Here is a 14,958-nt window from a genome sequence, read left to right as displayed (position 1 = left end):
GCGCATCACCTCTGGCACCCGAAGGCACCGACTCATCAACGGCCCTGCCCGAAGTCGGCTGCGGGGAGGAGCAGGCGAAAAGTGCAGCCCTCGCCCGGGACGGTATCGAGTTCGAGACGGCCGCCGTGGCCCTGGGCGATGGCCGCGGCGATGGCGAGACCGAGGCCGCTCCCGCCGTGGCTGCGGGAACGGGCGGGGTCGGCCCGGTAGAAGCGCTCGAAGACGTGCTCGGCGTCGACGGGGGCGAGGCCCGGTCCTTCGTCCGCCACCTCGATCACGCTGACCGGGAGGCGCTCCGGGAGCGGCGGCGAGGCGGAGGTGCGTCCCGGCCGGTCGGTGCCGCCCGTTCCGGGTCCGGTCTCTGTCGTGCCCACCCGTACGTGGACCCGGGTGCCCGGCGGCGTGTGGACGCGGGCGTTGGACAGCAGGTTCTCCAGGATCTGGCCCAGTCGGCGCGGGTCGCCTACGGTCTCGGCCACGTCGAGTTCCTCGGTGCCGCCCGGATCTGCCGGAGTGGGCAACGGGCCGAGGTCGACGGGATGGGACTGACTGTGGACGGCGGCCGCGCTCACCGCGTCCGCCGCGAGCGAGAGCAGGTCGACCCGTTCTTTGCGGTAGGAGGGTTCGCGGTCCAGGGTGGCGAGCAGTTGGAGGTCGTCGACGAGCAGGCTCATGCGCTCCGCGTTCTGCGCGATGAACCGGTTGGCCTCCCGCAGCTCACGCTCCGGGCGCCGCTCCGGACGCAGCGCGAGCTGGGCGTAGCCCTGGATGGCGGTGAGCGGAGTGCGCAGTTCGTGCCCGGCGTCCGCGACGAACCGGCGCAACCGTGCCTCGGAAGCCTCTCGGGCCAGCAGGGCGGTCTGCAGTTTGTCGAGCATGGAGTTCAGCACCCGGCCGAGCCGTCCGATCTCGGTGCGCGGGTCGGTGTCCGGCAGCCGCAGGTCGAGCCGGCCCGCGGTGATGTCCTGGGCAGTACGTTCCGTCCTGGTCAGTGGCAGCAGCCCCAGCCTGACCACCCACCGGCCCAGGGCGAGCAGGCCGGCGATCGTGACAGCGAGCAGCACGGCGTTCAGCCACAACAGCTTCGAGGTGGCGCCGTCGACGGTGTCGAGCGGCAGGGCGACCACCGCGCTCATGCCGTCCGGGCCGGGATTGACCAACACCCGCCAGCGGCCGTCACCGCTGACGGCGGACACGGTTTCCGGGTGCCCGTCCCGCAAGCCGAGGTCCTGCGCCTGATCGGCCAGCCGAGGCCCCGGCTTTGCCTCCGTGCCGAGGGAGTTGTTCAGGCGATGCCCGGAGGAGTCGTAGAAGTAGACGTGGAAATCCGACGGCAGTACGTCCGGGCGCTCGGCCGGCGCGGGGAAAGCGCCACGGAGGGCGTCGTAGAAGGCCGGGGCCGGGGGGTGGAACTCCACCAGCTGCTGGTCGACGCGATCGAGCAGCCAGGAGCGGAGCACCACGTAGCCGATGGCCTGGGAGATCAGGACCGCCGCCGTGGCAAGGACAGTGACACCGAGGATCAGTCGTCGTCGCAGTGAGCCGGGCGGCCGGGGCAGGCGGGGGATCACTCCTCCGGCATCCCCTCGTGCTCGCGGGGCAGCCGCAGGCAGTAGCCGACGCCGCGCACGGTCTGGATGAGCGGCGGCTCGAAGCAGTCGATCTTCCTGCGCAGGTAGCGGACGTACGTCTCGATGATCCTGGCGTCACCGGCGAAGTCGTAGCTCCAGACGTGGTCGAGGATCTGGACCTTGCTCACCACCTGGCCGGCGTTGGACAGGAGGTAGGCCAGGAGCTTGAACTCGGTCGGGGACAGGGCGATGTACTGTCCCGCGCGGTGCACCTCGTGAGCGCCCTCGTCGAGTTCGAGGTCGGCGTAGCGCAGGACGCTCGGTGGTGGCAGTGCCGCGTCCACCGGTGCCGTGCGGCGCAGGATGGCCTCGATGCGCAGCAGCACCTCCTCGATGCTGAACGGTTTGGAGACGTAGTCGTCCCCGCCGACGCTCAGGCCCTGGATGCGGTCGTCGGTGCCGGTGCGGGCGGTCAGGAACAGGATCGGACACTCGTCACCCGCCGCCCGCAGCCTGCGGGTCACCTCGAAGCCGTCCAGGTCCGGCAGCATCACGTCGAGCAGCACCAGGTGCGGTCGCAGGCGTTCGACCTCGACGAGGGCGGACTGTCCGGTGTCGGTGCTGCTCACCTCGTACCCGGTCAGGCGGAGCGTCGCCTCCAGCAGGGTGCGGATGCTGGGCTCGTCCTCGACCACGAGAAGCCGATGTCGAGGACGAGTCGTTGCGGACTGCTCGGTCATGACGTGATGCTGGTCCGTTCTCCCGGGTGGTCCCCGTTGCTCCGGCGTCGCCTATTTGGCGGCGCAGTCGTAGAGCACGTCGGCTCCTGCTCCGAAGCCCATCGCGCTACCGCTGCTCTCCTTCGACGACGTGCCGCCGTACGCCGATGCCGGAACCTTGGTGCAGTTGTCGGCGATCCAGTCGGAACGCTGCTTGCTGTAGTTAGCCGACCCGGTCATGCCCGGCCTGCCGCCGCTGTTCCTGTCGGAGCCCAGGACATAGCGTAGTTCCCCGCTCTTCGTCCACTCCTTCAACTCGTCCACCGACGGCGCGTTGTCGCCGCTGGTGAAACCGCCCATGCCGATGACGGTCTCGTCGGAGCCCAGGATGAAGGAGCTGGCCGCCATGGCACCGCCTTCGACGGCGAGCTTGATGCGGGCCTGGGGTGCGTGCTCCACGGCGTAGTCGAGGATCTTGCGCTGCTCGCTGGTGAGTTCCCCGCCCCCGAAGCCACCGCGTCCGCTGGGGGCCTTCCCGGAACCGCCGCCGGGGAACGACGGCATGCCGCTGTCTCCCGAAGTCGAGCCTCCGGACATGCCGGGCATGCCGTTCGCTCCCCCTGTGGGCATACCGGACGGCATGCCTGACGGCATTCCCGAAGGAACATCGCCGGAGGAGGGCTGGCCGGACTGTCCCGAAGGGGCGTCACCACCAGGGAAGCCCGACGGCATCCCCGACGACGGAAGGTCGCCGTCGTTCCCGCTCTGCCGGGGCATCCGGCCGCCCCCGCCGAACGTCATCGGACCGGCCGTCGGGTTGGAGCCGCCCATCGCGGATGTCGAGCCCGGTACGCTGACCGCCCACGCTCCCGGGGCCACCAGGACCGACGCGACGGCGGCACCCACGGCGACCGTCAGCAGCCGGCCGCGCCGCCGCGCGAGGAGCAGCAGGACGACCGCGGCGCAGCCGAGCAGCAGGACCGGCCATACCAGCCAGCCGTTCCAGTCGGAGTCGCGGCGGACCACTGCCACGGCCCAGACCGCGCTGACCACGACCGCGGCCACGCCCACCAGGGGCGCCCAGCGCACGCCGGCACGGTGGACACGGACCAGGGTGGCGGTCAGTCCGCCGCACAGGGCGGCGATCGCCGGAGCGAGTTGGGTGGTGTAGTAGGGGTGGAAGATGCCCTTCTGTGTCGAGTACACGGCCGCGCAGACCACCAGCCAGGTTCCCCACAGCAGCCAGCCGGAGGCCGGCAGCAGGGCGTCGGCGGACAGCGTGCCGCGTCGGCGCATCACCACGCCGGCCAGGGCGACGGTCAAGGCCAGTGCGCTGACCGGCAGCAGCCAGCTGATCTGGCCGCCCACCTGCGCGTTGAACAACCGGCCCAGGCCGGACGCGCCACCGAACCCGCCGCCGAACCCGCCCATGGTCTGGGACGACCCGTCGCTCGAGCCGAAGACCCGGCCCAGCCCGTTGTAGCCGATGACGAGATCCCAGGCCGAGCCGTCCTTGCTGCCGCCGATGTAGGGGCGGTCGCCCGGCCACAGGGCGACCATGGCGACCCACCACAAGGAGGACGCCGCCAGGATGGCCCCCGCGCCCAGCAGACGCCGCACTCGCGGTATCCAGGGGCCGCTTCCTCCCACGAGCCAGGCGAGAGTGAACGCGGGAATGACCATCCAGGCGGCGAGCATTTTGGTGAGGAATCCGCACCCGATCAGGAAGCCGCTCGCACACAGCCACCAGGTCTCGGTCCTGCCCTCGGCCTGCAACGCGCGGGTGAGCGCGTACGCCGCGGACACCAGCAGCAGGACGAGCAGCGTGTCGGGGTTGTTGTCCCGGTTGATGGCCACGGTGATGGGCGTGAGAGTGAGCACCAGAGCGGCGACCAGCGCCGCCCCCTCCCCCGCCCAGCGCCGCACGGTGCGGTGCAGGACGAGGACCGCGGCCACGCCCTCGATCATCTGCGGCAGCACCAGCGCCCAGCCGTGCAGCCCGAAGATCTTGCTGCTGATCACCTGCGGCCACAGCGCGGCCGGCGGTTTGTCGACCGTGACCACCCCGGCCGGGTCGTACGAGCCGAAGAGGAAGTTGGTCCAGCCCTTCCCCATCGATTTCACGGCCGCGGAGTAATAGCTGTTGGCCCATTCCAGAGAGCCCAGTGACCAGCCGTACAGGACGGCCGCGAGCACGAGGATCGCTCCGAGTGCGGCCGGTGCAGCCCAGGCAGGCAGCGAGCGGACGAACGCAGGCGAATCGTCGGGTGTTGAGGCGGCCGTTACGGGCTTGAGGTGCGTGGGATTGCTCATGTCGGAAGTCGCTCTCGTCAACGGGTACGGCGGGGGGCGCTGGTGAAGACGGCCAGCCGCAGCACGGCGAAGCGCACGCAGGTGACCACCACGGATGCCGTGGCGAGGACCGCGGTCTCAGCGGCTGTCGAGGCCCCGGGATCGAGCCACTTGAACCACAGCACCGCGCCGGAGGTGACCAGGTACCCCAGGACGAACAGGCCCCCGGCGCCCAAGTGCGCTCGCGCGGGCGGAGCAGTGGAGTACCGGAAGGTGAGGCGTCGGTTCGCCTCCGTGTTGAGGACGGTGAGGACGAACAGCGAGACCAGGTTGGCGACGGCCGGGCTCCACCAACCGCGCAGCAGCCAGTAAAGCAGCGCCTGCCCGACCGTGGAGACGACACCGATCGCCAGGAAGCAGCCGACCTCCCACGACAACGCGCCACGCCGGGTGGTGGGTGCGAGGACCGCGTCGGGGTGCTCGGCGGCCGGTGCGGGGCGAGACGGTACGTCGACCCGGGCGCCGCCGGATGCCTTGAGCCGCGTCATCCGCCACAGCCCGCGCAGGTCGTCCGTGGCGGTGCCCACAATGTCCACCCGGGTGTCCACGTCCTCGACCCAGTCGACGGGGACCTCGTGGACCCGCAGTCCGTTGTGCTCGGCGAGCAGCAGCAGCTCGGTGTCGAAGAACCACGCGTCATCGCGGGCCACCTGCAACAAGGGCCGCAGCACCTCGGTGCGGGCCGCCTTGAATCCGCATTGGGCGTCGGTGAACCGGACGCCGTGCGTGAGCCGGATGATGCCGTTGTAGCAGCGGGAGATGAACTCGCGGCGCGGGCCGCGCACCGTGCGCGACCCAGGTGCCAGCCGGGAACCGATGGCGAGGTCCGAGTGACCGCTGGCCAGGGGGGCGACCAGCGGCAGCAGCCCGTCGAGGCCGGTGGACAGGTCCACGTCCATGTACGCGACGATGTCCGCGTCGCTGGCGCCCCAGACGGTGCGCAGGGCGAGCCCGCGGCCCTTGCGGTCGAGGTGGACGACGCCGACGCCCGGCAGTTCGTCGGCGAGGCGACGGGCGGTGGCGAGGGTCTCGTCGGTGCTGGCGTTGTCGGCGACCGTGATCCGCCAGGGGAAGGGGAAGTCCGCCGCCAGTCGGGCGTGGAGTGTGCGCAGGCAGCCGGGCAGGGCGCGTTCCTCGTTGTAGACCGGAACGACGATGTCGACCGTCGCGGTACCGGCCTGTGCATGAAGGGACCGCTCGACCTGCTGGAACGGGGCCAAGCGCTCCGGGCGGGCAGTGGTCTCGGTGAGATGGGGGGTGGGAGTCATGGCTTCCTCAGGCGTGAGGGGACGGCAGACTGCGGCTCTGAGGCCCAGGTCCGGGCCGCGGCCTCACTGTTGCCGCCCCGCCTGTGGAGGCGGGGAAAGAACGCTGAGAACTGACAGAGAGTCAGATCTATGGCCGAAAGCACTCCCACGGTTCACTGCGAACCCGACCGCACCACGGAGTTCCTGAGTTCCCCGACACCCTTGATCTCGGTGACCATGTCCACACCGGGGTACAGAAGGACCTCGGGTTCGCGTCCAGTGCCTGGTCCGGCCGGCCTGCCCGTCGTGATCAGGTCTCCGGGCAGCAGCGTGACTACGGTGCTGACATGGGCGATGACGGTGGCTACGTCGAAGATCAGCTGCGAGGTGTTCGCCTTCTGGCGGACCCGTCCGTCGATGACACAGCTCATCGTCAGACCCCGGCCGCCCGTCGGCACGTCGTCGGTGGTGACCATGGCGGGTCCCACCAGGGTGACGTCCGTGGACAGTCCCGACGCCGGGGCGCTTCCCGAGTCGCTCCGCGCGGCGACGCCGTTGACGACGGTGTAGCCCGCGACATGGCGCAGCGCCGTCCGGGCCGTGACCTCACGGGTCCGGCACCCGATCACCAGGCCCAACTCCACGCCCCAGTCCACGTCCCGGCCCTCGGCCGACAGGCAGATGGCGTCGCGGGCACCTGCAACGCCCTGGCCGCCTTGCCGCACGGAGAACACCGGAACGGTGGGGAAGGAGGTGCCCGTCTCCCGTACCCGTGCGGCGTAGTTGGGTCCCACACGAACGATCTTGCTCGGCCGGGTGATGAGGGGCGCGTAGGAGATGTCGTCCAGCCTGCGGCGTTCACCGGTTTCCTCAGCGGCTGGTTCCCGCCAGTCGGCGCCGGAGGCGACCAGCGCCCCGACGTCCGGGTAGGGCAGCACCACGCAGTGTTTCTTCTGCAGACGTGCGGCGGCTGTACGGCCTTGTCCCAGTCGTACGGTGCTGAGCTTCACCGGTGGCACTCCTTTTGTAGCGATGCGGCCCTATACGCAGGTGTGGAGAGCCGGGGCAGCCGTCGCCGCAGCGGCGGGCTGATACGGCAGGAGCAGACGGAATGTGCAGCCTTCACCTGGCCTGGCCTCGAGTTCCAGACGGCCGCCGTTGGCCTCGGCGGCGCCGGCGGCGATCGCGAGCCCCAGGCCGGACCCCGCTGCCGCGGCCCGCTCGGTCGAATCGACGCGGTAGAACCGCTCGAACACCCGCCGCGCGTGCGACTCGGCAAGGCCGGCCCCGTCATCGGCGACCTCGACGACACAGACCCGAGTACCGGGTATGAGCGGAGCGTTGGCGCTGGTACGGCCCGGTCCCGTCGTGCCCGGCCCGTGTGGGCGGACTCGAAGGGTGCCGACACGCACCTGGATGTGTGTCCCGGTCGGAGTGTGGACGCACGCATTGGTGAGCAGATTCGACAGGATCTGCGCCAGCTGATGCGGGTCGCCGACGGCGTCGACGACGTCCAACTCGTTCACGCGGGCGTCGTCCTCGGGGTCGGCGAGAGTGCCAAGGCCGATGCTGCGCCCAGGGTGTCGCACGGCGACGGCAGCGATACCGTCGGCCACGAGAGAGAGGAGGTCGACCGGTTGCCACCGCGTCGCGGGTACCTCACCGAGCCTGGCCAGTTGGGACAGGCTCTCGATGAGACGGCTCATCCGGTCGGCGTTCCGCACGATCAGCTGCTGCGCCTCCTGGCGTCGCTCCAGGCTCATCTCCGGCTCCTGCACCAGGAGTTCGGCGAAGCCCTGCAGAGACGTGAGGGGAGTTCGCAGTTCATGGCCGACGTCCGCCAGGAAGTGGCGCAGCCGTTGCTCCGACGCCTCGGTGCGACGCAGCGCGGTGCGCAGCCGGTCGAGCATCGTGTTCAGGGCACGGCTGAGGTGGCCGACCTCGGTGACCGCATGCCGGTCCGAAACGCTCAGTTCCAACTCACCTTCGGCGATGCGCCTGGCAGTGCGTTCGACTCCGACCAGCGGCCGCAGCCCCAGCCGCACAGCGAGGGTGCCGAAGAGGACGACCCCCGCTGCGACGGCCACCCCGACAGCGAGGCTGAACCACAGCATCCGGGAGGTCGCCTCGTCCACCTCCTTCAGAGGCAGCGCCACCACGACCCGGGTGCCGTCGGTGCCGGTCCGGGCGATCACCCGCCAGGTACTGCCGCCGTCGGTTGCGGCGACCGTGGCGGGTCGGCCGTTCTTGAGGCCGAGTTCCGCCTCCGACTTCGGGAGTCGCGGCCCGGCACTGCCCCCGTCGCCGCTCAGCGACATGGCAATCCGGTGGCCGCCTCTGTCGTAGAAGTACACCCGGTAGTCCGAAGGGAGGCCGCCCGTCCTGGCGGACGCCCCTGACGCCGTCCGGCCGTCGGCCACGTCCTTGTAAAGCTGGGGCACCAGCTGGAAACGGCTCAGTCGCCCGTCGACCTGGTCCGTCAGCCAGGAGTGGAGCAGGGCGAGCCCTGCCGCCTGACAGAGCAGAACCGCCGAGGTGGCCAGCAGCGTGACGCCGAGCACCAGGCGGGCGCGCAGCGAGCGCGGTTTCAGCCGGCGCAGCCACCGCCTCACAGCGCCGCCGCCCCCGGTCCGGGGCGTGCGGCCCGCAGGCAGTAGCCGACACCGCGGACCGTCTGGATGAGCTGGGGTTCGAACCGGTCTATCTTGCGCCGCAGGTTGCGTACGTAGGTGTCGACGATGCGGGCGTCACCGGCGAAGTCGTAGTGCCAGACCTCGGACAGGATCTCCTTCTTGCCCACCACGCGTTCCGGCTGCGCAAGCAGGCAGACCAGGAGCCGGAACTCGGTGGGCGACAGCTGGATGGGCAGCCCGGCCCGGCGCACCTCGTGGGTCTGCTGGTCCAGCTCCAGATCCTCGTACCGCAGCGGCGGCCTCCTGGTCCCGCCGCTTGGTGGCATGTCGCTGCGCCGCAGGATGGCACGGATGCGCAGCAGCACCTCCTGCACGTGGAACGGCTTGGTGACGTAGTCGTCGCCGCCGGAGCTGAGGCCGATGATGCGGTCCTCGACGTCCGTACGCGCCGTCAGGAACAGCACCGGCGTATAGACGCCCTCAGCCCGCAGATGACGGGTCACCGCGAAGCCGTCGATGTCCGGAAGGCCGACGTCCAGCACGATCAGGTCGGGTTGGCCGCGACCGGCCTCGAACATGGCGGTCTGACCTGTGTCGGCGGTGCTCACGGAGTAACCGGCGGCGTGCAGAGCGGAGGTGAGCAAGGTGCGGATGCTGGGGTCGTCCTCGACGACGAGCACATTGTGTGGAGGTGGCGCGGGCGCCGACGGCGCGACGGGCATAGACCTTCCTTTGCTGGTGAGGCGTTCGCGGTGCGCCGAGCGCCCGGACGGCGCCCCACGGGGACTGCCGTCCGGGCGCCGGGGATCAGCCGGTCACCTCCTTGTTCTTGGCCAGCGCCGCGGTACGGTCGGTGACCGTCTTGCGCAGCTTCTCGACGGCGGAGTCCAGCTCCTTGCCGTCGGCACCGGCCTTCCCCGCCTGTTCGGCGATGGCGTTCAGCGCCTTCAGTGCGGTCCCGGAGCCGTAGAACTTCTGGTACAGCTCCTTGTACGCCTTCTTGTAGACGGGGTCGAAGGTGTCCGAGTCCAGGAAGCGCTCCTTCAGCGGGTGGCCGATCATGCCGGCGAACCCACCGCCTTCGCCCTCACCGCCCTGACCGCCTTGGCCGTTCTGACCGCCCGGCAGACCGGAAGGCATTTCGGACGGCATGCCTTCCGGCAGATTCTCGGGCATCCCCGAAGGCATCCCTTCAGGCATTCCTTCAGGCATTCCTTCGGGCATTCCTGACGGCATCCCGGAGGGCATGTTCTGCGCGGCTTGGCCACCTGTGCCCTGGCCGCCCCGGCTGCTCTGCCCAGTGGCACCTCCAGCGCCACCACCGAAGGCACCGCCCATGCCCGTGTCGTCGTCCGGGCCCGAGGTCGCATCGCCGGTGAAGGTGAAGTTGTAGTCCCATCCCAGGACCGAGAACTTCTTGGTGTCCAGGTCGTACCACAGCAGATAGTTCTTGCCGGGTCCGGCCATGTCGTCGAAGTTCATGAGCAGGTTCTGCGCGGCGAGATACGTCGCCAAGGACTCGACGTCCACGTGCTGGTCGAGTTCCTTCTCGAACTCCTCGTCCGACGCCTCGTTCGCCCACTTGATGAGCTTCATGACCGGCTCCAGGTCCTGACTGCCCACCTTGTTGAGCTGCTCGAACGACTCCTCGTAGTCGGTCGGGTCGTCGCCCTTGTACTCGAAGCTGCCGCCGGCCCGCGCCTTGTAGAGCACGCCGTTCCCGTCAGCGACGGACTCCGCGTACTCCGTGTCCGGGCTCTCGACCATCAACCGGGCGGCGACCGGACGGTTGTTGACCTTCACCGACGTGAAGGCGTACCGCTCGTTCTTCTGACCGGTGGTGTCCGTCAGGCTCAGCGCGAGGGCCTCGTTCACCGGCACCTGGCCGTTGCTTCCGGGGCGCAGCGAGATCTCCCGCTCGCCCTGATAGGCGCGGCCCTCGACGAACTCGTCGATCTTGATGAGCCAGGGCAGTTCCTCGGGCTTCTTCTCGGACAGGTTGTAGTTGGTCATCAGGCCCCCCATGCCGCCGGCCCCGCCGGGACCGCGGCCATTGGCCTGGCCGCGGTCCCGGCCCCCGGTGGCGCCGTCCTGCTGCGCCTCCGGGGCGCCCTGCTCGGCGCCTTCGGGCATGGTCCGGCCGCCACCGGGCCTGCCCCGGCCGCTTCCGCGCAGGGACGACAGTGTGGAGTTGCCCTTGAGGCGGATTCCAACGTCCTCGAGGTAGACCCCGTCGATGGTGAGGTCGGCCTCGATGTAGTCCTTGGTCCCGTCCTCGCGGAACTCCTTCATCATCTTCGTGAAGTCGGTCTGGTCGTACTCCAGTTGGATGGAGTGGGAGACCGAGGTGTCGTACAGGTCGACCGTGCCCTCGACGTTCTGTGTGATGGCGTCAGCCTCCACGCGGGAGGAGGAGGTGACGTACGGCGAGATTCGGGCGTCGCCGAAGAAGTAGACCATCACCGCCAGTCCCGCGCAGAGGGCGCCGGCGGACTTCCAGTGGTGCCGCAGCCGTACGGGTACCCGGTCCCGCATCCGCCGCGGCCTGCGCACAGCGGCCGTGGGGGCCGCCTCGCTGCCGCCGGCCATCACAGGTCGGTCGAGTCGTAACCGGTCAGCACCGTCACCCGCTGGCCCGATGTCCGCTCCTGCAGCGCGGCCACCAGGTCGCCGGGCTCGGTGCCCTTCTTCATGCGCACCGTGTAGAACACCTCGGTCAGCGCGCCGCCGCGGATCGTCTCGGTGCTCACAAGCTCGAACTCGCTGGTGTACTTGATCAGTACGTCACCGATGGCGGGGCCGTAGTCTTCACCGGCCGGCACCTGGACCTTGACGACCTGCCGCTGCACGTTGAGGGCGAACCAGTTGAACTTGAACATGACGAGCATGACGGCGCAGATCACCACGGCGCCGACCGCAGCCAGCGTGTAGAAGCGGGCGCCGCAGGCCATGCCGATCGCCATGGCCAGGAAGATGAAGCCGACGTCTCGTGTCTCCTTGACCGCGTTCCGGAACCGGACCACGGACAACGCACCGACCAGGGAGAACGCCCGCGCCAGGTTGGACCCGACGACGAGCATGATCAGCGCGACGACCATGCCCACGATGACGAGCGTCTGGACGTAGGACTGGCTGTAGGAGACGTTGCGGTGCGTGTACCGGTACACGTAACCGATCAACGTGCTCAGGACGAACGACAGCGCCATGGCCACGACGACATCGGCAACGCTGAACGTGCCGCTGAGTTCCTGCAGATCGAAGTTCACTGTGCTCCTGCTTTCAAGGGCGCCTGACGCGCCGACGGCTGCTCGGACAGCCCGTTCGTGGTGGGGGTGTGAGGCGATGGATGGTCGGCCTCGTGGACGTGGAAGATGGACCGGGGCGCGAGCCCGAACGCCTCGATGGACTGCACATACTTGGAGACCCGGATGAGGCTGAGGTTGCGGCGGGCCGCCAGGTCCGTGATCCAGTACGGGGTGCGCTCGTTGACCTTGATCTCCATCACCGACAGGTGCGGCGGGATGGTGAAGCGGTTCTCCGGGTTCTGCGTGCCGAAGTGGAAGTCCCGGTCCCGGCCGCGGATGCGCCGGTCGAAGGTCACCCGCAGCCCGGTGTCCGCGGCCCGGCCGACCAGCGCCTCGCGCTGATAGCCGGTGATCGCTGTCGGCTGCAGATTCAGTCGTACGACGAGTTCGAGCACCTCCTGGATGAAGGCGCTTTCCCTGGCGGAGTGCTCCACCATCTCCCGGCCGTCGCACAACTGCCGGGCGACGCCGTACGGGAGGGTGATACGGCGCTTCTGTGTGACCCGGTTGACCCGCTGCTTGATCTCCACACACACCGGGGACTCGTCGGTCACCCCGTCCAGGTTCCCGTAGTGGCGGACGCGCAGCTTGCGCCGGAACTTCAGGCCCTCGATCTTCTCCCAGTAGAACCGCAGCTGCGGGGTGTCGTAGTACAGGCTCCACACCCCGTACCCGCCGACCGGGCTGTTCAGATCGCGGTCCATCCGCTCGGCCAGCTCGTCCCGGATCTCGGCCGCCTCCTCGACCGGAACGAGGTACTTGAGCTCGAACCGGTTGAACGAGTGCAGCCTGCTGGCCACGTGCAACGGCTGTTCCTCTGCCGGGGGCTGCTCCTCCCCCCGGCTCTCGGATTTCCGCCACGTGGTCACCGGTAGTGCCACCATGCGCCTCCTTCGTCGTACGGCCCAATCGGGCGACGCAGGACACAAAACCGGTGGGATGTGAGAAGCAGCTGAGAATTGCGAGGTAATTCCAGGAGTACTCAAGGTGACCAGTAGATGAACTGCGCGCGTTGACGCGGCGTCCTCACGGTCCGGGACAGCTCTGGTCGGTTTTGGTGGATGGTCCGTAGGGCGGCGGCGCTGACCGCCTGCAGTGCGGTGGGCCGACCCAGCGACGGCCGGTATCGGTCTCGGGTGCCCAGGGGGTTGATGCCGCGGGCAGTTCGGGGCGGGCTTCGGTCACGTCCCTCTCAGGACACCGTTGGCGAATTCGGCGGTGGTCGCCAAATGACCTTGCGGTGGCGGGATGATGGCCGGATCGGCGTGGGGGCGCGAGCGTGAGGTGATCGAGATGTCGCTGCGTCCACGTCTGCCGGGCGAGGTTCCGGCCCAGACCGCCGAGGTGGCCCGGCTGGCCTTTCCCAAGGGCTGTCTGTGCATGCGGATCCGGGAGGCGCTCGGGCCGCTGTTCGCCGACGAGGACTTCGTGGGAGCTGTTCCCACAACGTGGTCAACCCGCCTGGCCGCCACATCAGTTGGCGCTCGTGTCGGTGCTGCAGTTCGTGGAGGGCCTGTCGGATCGCCAGGGGGCCGCTACCGTGCGCGGCGCATCGACTGGAAGTTTCTTCTGGGGCTGGAGTTAACCGATCCCGAGTTCGACCATTCCGTGCTGAGCGAGTTCCGCGACCGTCTGGTGGCCGACCGGGCGCCGCGGCGTCTGCTGGAGCTGGTCCTGGAGCGGTTGCACGTACGCGGTGAAGGACGACGAGAGCTGCTGACGGCACACCGCCTCCTGTCCCCGGCTCGCGTCCGCGCGCGGCCGGGCGCCGGCATCCGCAGCCACAACCCAGACACGCAGCCTTCACTCGACACACGATCTCGCAGGATGCCGCACCGTGCGCCGAACCACTGGGGGGAACCATGCGCCGCACCGCGACCGCACTCGCCACCGTCCTTCTGCTCACCACGGCCGTCGCCAGCTGCTCAATGGACGACGGTGTCGATTCCAAGAGCGCGCCGACCAAGACTGCCGCTTCCACCGCAGCGAAGCAGCCCGAGAAGCTGGAGCCGATCTACAGCCCCAAGCTAGAAACCGCCGCAGGCAAGGACGCAGAGTCGACGAGCGCCTGCCAGCTACCCTCGAGCAATGCCTGCGCCCGCTACGTCGCCGACATCATGGACGTTGTCCGTGAACTGCAGGCCGCAATCAACGACTCCGGCCGACCGTACGAGGCAACCACCGAGCAGATCACGAAGATGACGGACGCGGGGTCGGAGTACGTGGCGAATGGGTGCCACGGCGACCCTACTGCTGACGATCCGAACTCCCAGTGCCATGGGGCAGTTGCAGTGACCGTCGGCGCGACCACGCTGGGGATGACGCTGCTCACCGACGAGGCAGGCCTTTAGGACATGCCATGTCTGCGCGGCAGATCACTGATGTGGCGCCAACCGCACCGCGCGCACCGTGGATGAGGCCGCTGAGTGGCCGATCTCCCACCCACGGTGCCTTCGTGTCGTTGTACCGATCCCGGACCAGGCTGCTTAACCGAGAGACACCTTCGCGAAGGGCTCCCACTCGTACATCTGGTTGTCTCGGTGGATCACGATCAGTCCCGCGCTGGAGATACGTGCCTGTGCCGGCGTGAGGTTGAGGTCGTCGAGGATCTGCGCGATCGGCTGTGCGGGGGCGTCTCCGGCGCTGTAGGCCACAGAGACGTGAGGGGTGAAGCCTTCGGCCTTCTCCGGAACATCTCCAAGGACATCACCGATGGCCTCCCGGATGGCACTTCGGACGGCCCGGACTGGGCTGTCGGGGTGGACATGCAGCAGCACCGCTTCGGGGTCCAGCACCTCCGGGCCGATCCGTAGATCGAAGGCCGGTACGACGGCCAGGCGGGTGTGTGTTTCCTCCACGATGGAGTTAACGTGCTGCTCTTTGGTCTCGCCTACGAAACCGATGCCCTGCATGGTGAGGTGCAGCCACTGGTCGGGGATCGGGGTGAGGATGTCTCCGAGAGGCGCGAGCGCGGACCGGTACTCGGTGGCAAGCCGGTGCACGTCGTCCTGGCCCTCGAACGACAGATGCCGGGTGTAGAAGCGGCGGCCCACCCTCCAGCCGGGCCGCCACCACCAGTGGTTCCGCATGGTCTCAGGTTGCGTCGTCATTGAGGTCTTCTCAGCAACACA

13 protein-coding genes and 1 pseudogene are annotated in these 14,958 nt (G+C 69.0%); 2 read left to right on the top strand and 12 right to left on the bottom strand.

Annotation, left to right across the window (positions count from 1 at the left end; all coding sequences use genetic code 11):
- Nucleotides 1–35: 35 nt before the first annotated feature.
- The 10 genes from H4687_RS38390 to H4687_RS38345 all read right to left on the bottom strand — a co-directional run bounded on the left by H4687_RS38390 (nt 36) and on the right by H4687_RS38345 (nt 12,627).
- Nucleotides 36–1,571, bottom strand: coding sequence for a sensor histidine kinase (locus tag H4687_RS38390; RefSeq protein WP_012999316.1), 1,536 nt, complete (start codon nt 1,569–1,571; stop codon nt 36–38).
- A complete protein-coding gene (locus H4687_RS38385) occupies nt 1,568–2,311 on the bottom strand; it encodes a response regulator transcription factor (protein ID WP_012999317.1) in 744 nt (247 codons plus the stop codon). The genes H4687_RS38390 and H4687_RS38385 overlap by 4 nt, the downstream gene beginning before the upstream one ends.
- Nucleotides 2,312–2,362: 51 nt before the next feature.
- The gene (locus H4687_RS38380; RefSeq protein WP_037724136.1) at nt 2,363–4,603 is read right to left on the bottom strand and encodes an ArnT family glycosyltransferase; all 2,241 of its coding nucleotides are present in this window, start codon (nt 4,601–4,603) and stop codon (nt 2,363–2,365) included.
- 17 nt (nt 4,604–4,620) lie between these two features.
- Nucleotides 4,621–5,910, bottom strand: a complete 1,290-nt coding sequence (locus H4687_RS38375; RefSeq protein ID WP_037724135.1) for a bifunctional glycosyltransferase family 2/GtrA family protein — start codon at nt 5,908–5,910, stop codon at nt 4,621–4,623.
- A 152-nt stretch (nt 5,911–6,062) separates the two neighbouring features.
- Nucleotides 6,063–6,899 (bottom strand): fumarylacetoacetate hydrolase family protein, encoded by an 837-nt coding sequence (locus H4687_RS38370; RefSeq protein ID WP_012999320.1) that lies wholly within the window; start codon nt 6,897–6,899, stop codon nt 6,063–6,065.
- Between the two features lie 30 nt (nt 6,900–6,929).
- Nucleotides 6,930–8,501, bottom strand: coding sequence for a sensor histidine kinase (locus H4687_RS38365; protein WP_012999321.1), 1,572 nt, complete (start codon nt 8,499–8,501; stop codon nt 6,930–6,932).
- The gene (locus H4687_RS38360) at nt 8,498–9,244 is read right to left on the bottom strand and encodes a response regulator transcription factor (protein ID WP_012999322.1); all 747 of its coding nucleotides are present in this window, start codon (nt 9,242–9,244) and stop codon (nt 8,498–8,500) included. The genes H4687_RS38365 and H4687_RS38360 overlap by 4 nt, the downstream gene beginning before the upstream one ends.
- 85 nt (nt 9,245–9,329) lie before the next feature.
- Nucleotides 9,330–11,111, bottom strand: a complete 1,782-nt coding sequence (locus tag H4687_RS38355; protein ID WP_049875659.1) for a CotH kinase family protein — start codon at nt 11,109–11,111, stop codon at nt 9,330–9,332.
- A complete protein-coding gene (locus H4687_RS38350; RefSeq protein ID WP_037724132.1) occupies nt 11,111–11,788 on the bottom strand; it encodes a DUF4956 domain-containing protein in 678 nt (225 codons plus the stop codon). The genes H4687_RS38355 and H4687_RS38350 overlap by 1 nt, the downstream gene beginning before the upstream one ends.
- Nucleotides 11,785–12,627: a polyphosphate polymerase domain-containing protein gene (locus H4687_RS38345; RefSeq protein WP_012999325.1), complete on the bottom strand. Its 843-nt coding sequence runs from the start codon at nt 12,625–12,627 to the stop codon at nt 11,785–11,787. Before H4687_RS38345 ends, H4687_RS38350 begins: the two co-directional genes overlap by 4 nt.
- A gap of 493 nt (nt 12,628–13,120) precedes the next feature.
- Here H4687_RS38345 and H4687_RS46925 point away from each other — a divergent pair.
- Nucleotides 13,121–13,466: pseudogene (locus H4687_RS46925) on the top strand (transposase); the annotation flags it as partial.
- Here the strand turns inward: H4687_RS46925 and H4687_RS46920 are convergent.
- Complete coding sequence (locus H4687_RS46920; RefSeq protein ID WP_041668927.1) at nt 13,409–13,612, bottom strand: hypothetical protein; 204 nt, start codon at nt 13,610–13,612, stop codon at nt 13,409–13,411. The pseudogene H4687_RS46925 and the gene H4687_RS46920 overlap by 58 nt on opposite strands.
- Before the next feature lie 77 nt (nt 13,613–13,689).
- Between H4687_RS46920 and H4687_RS46915 the strand changes: the two genes are divergently transcribed.
- The gene (locus tag H4687_RS46915) at nt 13,690–14,178 is read left to right on the top strand and encodes a hypothetical protein (RefSeq protein ID WP_012999326.1); all 489 of its coding nucleotides are present in this window, start codon (nt 13,690–13,692) and stop codon (nt 14,176–14,178) included.
- A 135-nt stretch (nt 14,179–14,313) separates the two neighbouring features.
- Here the strand turns inward: H4687_RS46915 and H4687_RS38330 are convergent, their stop codons facing one another.
- Entirely contained in the window at nt 14,314–14,937 is a 624-nt protein-coding gene (locus H4687_RS38330) for a 2'-5' RNA ligase family protein (RefSeq protein WP_106437236.1), read from the bottom strand.
- Nucleotides 14,938–14,958 lie beyond the last annotated feature (21 nt).

Source organism: Streptomyces stelliscabiei (assembly GCF_014873495.1).
In the GTDB taxonomy this organism is placed as follows: domain Bacteria; phylum Actinomycetota; class Actinomycetes; order Streptomycetales; family Streptomycetaceae; genus Streptomyces; species Streptomyces bottropensis.
This window is presented reverse-complemented; position numbering and strand designations above follow the sequence as displayed.

Bases quoted from the DNA above. Each gene is read 5' to 3' on its own strand.
- H4687_RS38385 (WP_012999317.1), bottom strand. From the start codon at position 2,311: ATGACCGAGCAGTCCGCAACGACTCGTCCTCGACATCGGCTTCTCGTG.
- H4687_RS38380 (WP_037724136.1), bottom strand. From the start codon at position 4,603: ATGAGCAATCCCACGCACCTCAAGCCCGTAACGGCCGCCTCAACACCC.
- H4687_RS38375 (WP_037724135.1), bottom strand. From the start codon at position 5,910: ATGACTCCCACCCCCCATCTCACCGAGACCACTGCCCGCCCGGAGCGC.
- H4687_RS38360 (WP_012999322.1), bottom strand. From the start codon at position 9,244: ATGCCCGTCGCGCCGTCGGCGCCCGCGCCACCTCCACACAATGTGCTC.
- H4687_RS38355 (WP_049875659.1), bottom strand. From the start codon at position 11,111: ATGGCCGGCGGCAGCGAGGCGGCCCCCACGGCCGCTGTGCGCAGGCCG.
- H4687_RS46915 (WP_012999326.1), top strand. From the start codon at position 13,690: ATGCGCCGCACCGCGACCGCACTCGCCACCGTCCTTCTGCTCACCACG.
- H4687_RS38330 (WP_106437236.1), bottom strand. From the start codon at position 14,937: ATGACGACGCAACCTGAGACCATGCGGAACCACTGGTGGTGGCGGCCC.